This is a genomic window from Chondromyces apiculatus DSM 436, assembly GCF_000601485.1.
Taxonomy (GTDB): Bacteria; Myxococcota_A; Polyangia; order Polyangiales; family Polyangiaceae; genus Chondromyces; species Chondromyces apiculatus.
This window is the reverse complement of record NZ_ASRX01000154.1, coordinates 1-3,378: the sequence shown is the minus strand read 5'-3', so window position 1 is coordinate 3,378 and position 3,378 is coordinate 1. Positions and strand designations below refer to the sequence as shown.

The 3,378-nt window shown below is 69.9% G+C and carries 3 protein-coding genes; 1 reads left to right on the top strand and 2 read right to left on the bottom strand.

Annotated elements, in window-relative coordinates; translation table 11 throughout:
• Positions 1-213 precede the first annotated feature (213 nt).
• A complete protein-coding gene (locus tag CAP_RS43170; protein WP_081865863.1) occupies positions 214-1,365 on the top strand; it encodes a Gfo/Idh/MocA family protein in 1,152 nt (383 codons plus the stop codon).
• 364 nt (positions 1,366-1,729) lie between these two features.
• On the opposite strand, the gene CAP_RS43165 is transcribed toward CAP_RS43170, so the two are convergent.
• On the bottom strand, positions 1,730-2,524 hold the full coding sequence (locus CAP_RS43165; RefSeq protein ID WP_044252632.1) for an SMI1/KNR4 family protein: 795 nt from the start codon (positions 2,522-2,524) through the stop codon (positions 1,730-1,732).
• Between the two features lie 101 nt (positions 2,525-2,625).
• Positions 2,626-3,378, bottom strand: a 753-nt coding sequence (locus CAP_RS43160) for a class I SAM-dependent methyltransferase (protein WP_044252629.1), incomplete at its 5' end; no start/stop codon positions are given.

The following is a 3,378-nucleotide window of genomic DNA, read 5'->3' as shown; positions in this document are numbered from 1 at the left end:
GTTGGGGCGGCGGGAGCAGAGGTTGGGGCGGAGGGGGGACTCGGGGCTTCGATCCATGGAAACCGGAACCGGGCTCGCGGAGAACTAAACACCCTTCCAACGCCTGGAGGTGGGCCGCTCGGGGGCTGCTGCGGGGGGGCGTTGCACGTCGTACTCGGGTTGAAGGCCATCGTCTGGCATGGTCGTCAGGGTCATCCAGGAAGGATTGGGCGCATGGCGAGAACAGGTATGGGGAAGCTGCGGGTCGGGATTGTGGGGGCGAACTGGGGGGTGGTGGCCCATTTGCCGGCTTGGAGGCTGCTCGGGGATGTGGAGGTGACTGCGATCTGCACGTCGCGGCGGGAGAGTGCGGAGGCGGCGGCGACGCAGTGCGGGGTGGGAAGGGCGTTCTGGGATTACGAGGCGATGTGCGGGGATCCGGAGGTCGATGTCATCGATACGGGGACGAGTCCGGTGCTGCGGGAGAAGATTGTCACGGCGGCTTTGAAGGCCGGGAAGCATGTGGTCAATGAGATGCCGTTCGCGCCGTCGCTGGAGGCGGCGGAAGGGCTGGTGAGGCTGCAGCGGGAGAAGGGGGTGGTGGGGGCTGCGGCGGCGAGCGTGGTGGGGCTGCCGCACCTGGCGCTGATGAAGGAGATGGTCGAGGAGGGGTATGTGGGGGAGGTGTTTCAGGTGCATTGCTCGTGGCACCTGTCGTTCTTTCTCAAGATTTTTCCGGGGTTTCCCTATACGTGGTTCGGGAAGGGGGGGCTGGGGGTGAGTGTGACGCGCAATCAAGGGTCGCATCTGCTGCATGCGCTGCGGGAGGTGTTTGGGCCCATTGCGTCTGTGGTGGGGCGGATGGAGACGCAGGTGAAGAGGTGGGAGCTGCCGGGGGGGGAGAGCATGGAGGTGGAGACGGATGATACGTTGCAGGCGCTGCTGAGGTTCGGCCGTGGTGCGATGGGGACGCTGACGACTTCTTGGACGGCGGCGGATAGTCCGGGGTTCTGTATCGATGCGTTCGGGAGCAAGGGGCGGCTGCGGCTGGAGGCGCTGCAGTATCCGAGCGTGGCGACGGCGAGGCTGTATGCGGCGAAGAGTGGTTTCGGGCTGGCGCCCAGTGGGCAGGAAGTGCAGGTGCCGGAGCGGCTGTTCATGGTCGCTGGGCGGGTGGTGGAGGGGGATGCGGGTGAGACGAGCGGGGGGCAGCGGGTGTCGCTCGCGAGGATTTTCGAGGGGTTCGTTCGGGCGGTGCGCGAGGGGGGGGAGCCGCCGGTGAGCTTTGCGCGGTCGCTGGAGGTGCAGAGGGTGGTGGAGGCGCTCTATGCGTCGCACCAGCGCAAGGGGTGGGTGGATCTCGAGGCCGGAGAGGAGCTGGGCTGAGCAGGAGGGGGGAGGCCGTCGGGGGGAGGCGGTCAGAGGGGTGCGAGGGCGAGAGGCCGGGGCGGGGACGTCAGGCCGCGGCGGAGGGGGGATCTTCGCCCAGGAATGCGTCGAAGCTGGTGCCGAAATGAGGGGGCAGCCGGCAGGCAGCAGCCGCGTACCCACCTCACGATCGATCCAGCCACTCCAGCGCCGCGCGGCGGGTCTGAACAGGCCGACGTCATGCCCTTGCTCGAGGAGGCGCTGGGCGAGGAGGGGGGGTGCTCGGAGATGTCGCCGACAATGGGGGTGGGGCCGTCTCAGGACAGCGATGGGAGGGGGGCATGGGCATGAGAGCCGTTTGCCGCTTCGTGTGGGTGGGCGGTCAGGGCTTGTTGTCGGCGGGATCGGATGGAGGGGGGCGAGGCTTCTGGGTGCGGTTTGCGAGCCAGGCGCGGTACAGGACGTCGACCTGGCCGCAGATGAGTCCCCAGGGTTTGCTGGGGATCAACGGGGGCCTGCCGGTGGGGTCGCGGTCCATCAGGCTCGCCATGGCCTCGTCGACGTGGAGCTGGAGCTCTCGCGGTTCGAGCTTGGCGTGGATCTCTTCGTGGAGGGTGCCCTCGTGCATCAATGCCGCGATGGTCTCGAAGCGGGCGAGGAGGGCGCGCATGTCGTGGAGCCACCAGGCATCGAAGGTCAGGGGCTGCCGGGCCGCGTCGCGGAGGGGCGAGATGCCGCCCTCGTAGCGCGCGTCCAGCCATACTTGCCCAGCGGCGGGTCCGTTCAGCACCAGCACGATTTCGATGCCACAGCCGCAATCGGCGAGCCGCGCGGCGCCTGGGAGCAGGTCGTCGAGGGTGTCCTCCGTGAGCTGGAATGGGGCGGTGTGCGGGAAGGGGCGGGACTGGTGCTCCTCCGAGACGCGGAAGGGGCCGATTCCGTACTGGGGACCAACGCCGCCATTGCCGAGGCGGGTGATGAACGCGCGGTAGGGCGGGGGGAGGGTGAGGCCGTGGCGCTGTTCGGCCTCCGCTACTTCCGCCTCGGTCAGGCAGGGGGCGAACGTGTAGCCGTGGCTCCGTGCGCCGAATGCGACGCGCCGGAGGTCGAGGCGCGAGAGTCGTTCGCAGATCGTGCGTGCCTCGGATACGAAGCTCTCCATGCTGGTTCGCAGCATTGCGCCGATGGTCCGCCGCGGCAAGCCGCGCGGCGCGTACGCTGGAGTTCGAGCAGCGTTCCTCAAGGGCCCTTTGGGGAGGGGGTCCACGGCCTCATTGATCAGGCGGTCGCGGCTTCCTGCGGGAGGGGCGGGGTGGATGGGGCGCGGGCGGTGATCGTCCAGCAGGCGGCGGTGAAGTGGACGTTGGGGCCGTGGACGAAGGGGTCGAAGGCGGCGCGGAGGGTGGGGAGGATGCGGGCGCGGGCTGGGGCGTCGAGGTGCTGGAGGGCGACGCCGACAGGGCCAAGGCGGGTGAGGTAGGGGAGGAGGGCGGGCTCGGGGAGGGTGCAGGGGACGTCGAGGGGGTGGAGGGCGATGTCGGTCCAGCCGCTGGCGTCGAGGATGGTGTGGACGCGGGAGGGGTCGGCAAAAGCGAACTGGCCAGGGGCGTCGGGGCGGCGAGGGGGGAGGTCGGGGAGGAAGGGGGCGGCGGCGCGCTCGGCGGTGGTCATGAAGGAGTTTTCGGAAGGGGCGCGCCAGGCGATGGCGTGGAGGAGGGCGCGGGGGGCGGCGGCGCGGCGGAGGTTGGTGAAGGCAAGGACAGGGTCGGGGAAGAACATGACGCCGAAGCGGGAGAGGAGGAGGTCGTAGGCGGCAGGGGGGAAGGGGTGGGTCTGGGCGCTGGCGCAGAGGAAGTCGGGGGGGGTGGGCTCAAGGGCGGCGCGGGCGCGGGCGGCGGTGATCATGGGGGCGGAGAGGTCGATGCCGGTGCAGTGGGCGCGGGGGCCGAGGTGGCGGGCGATGGCGAGGGTGGTGCTGCCGGTGCCGCAGCCGATGTCGAGGATGCGGGTCGGGGAGGTGGGGGGAGCAAG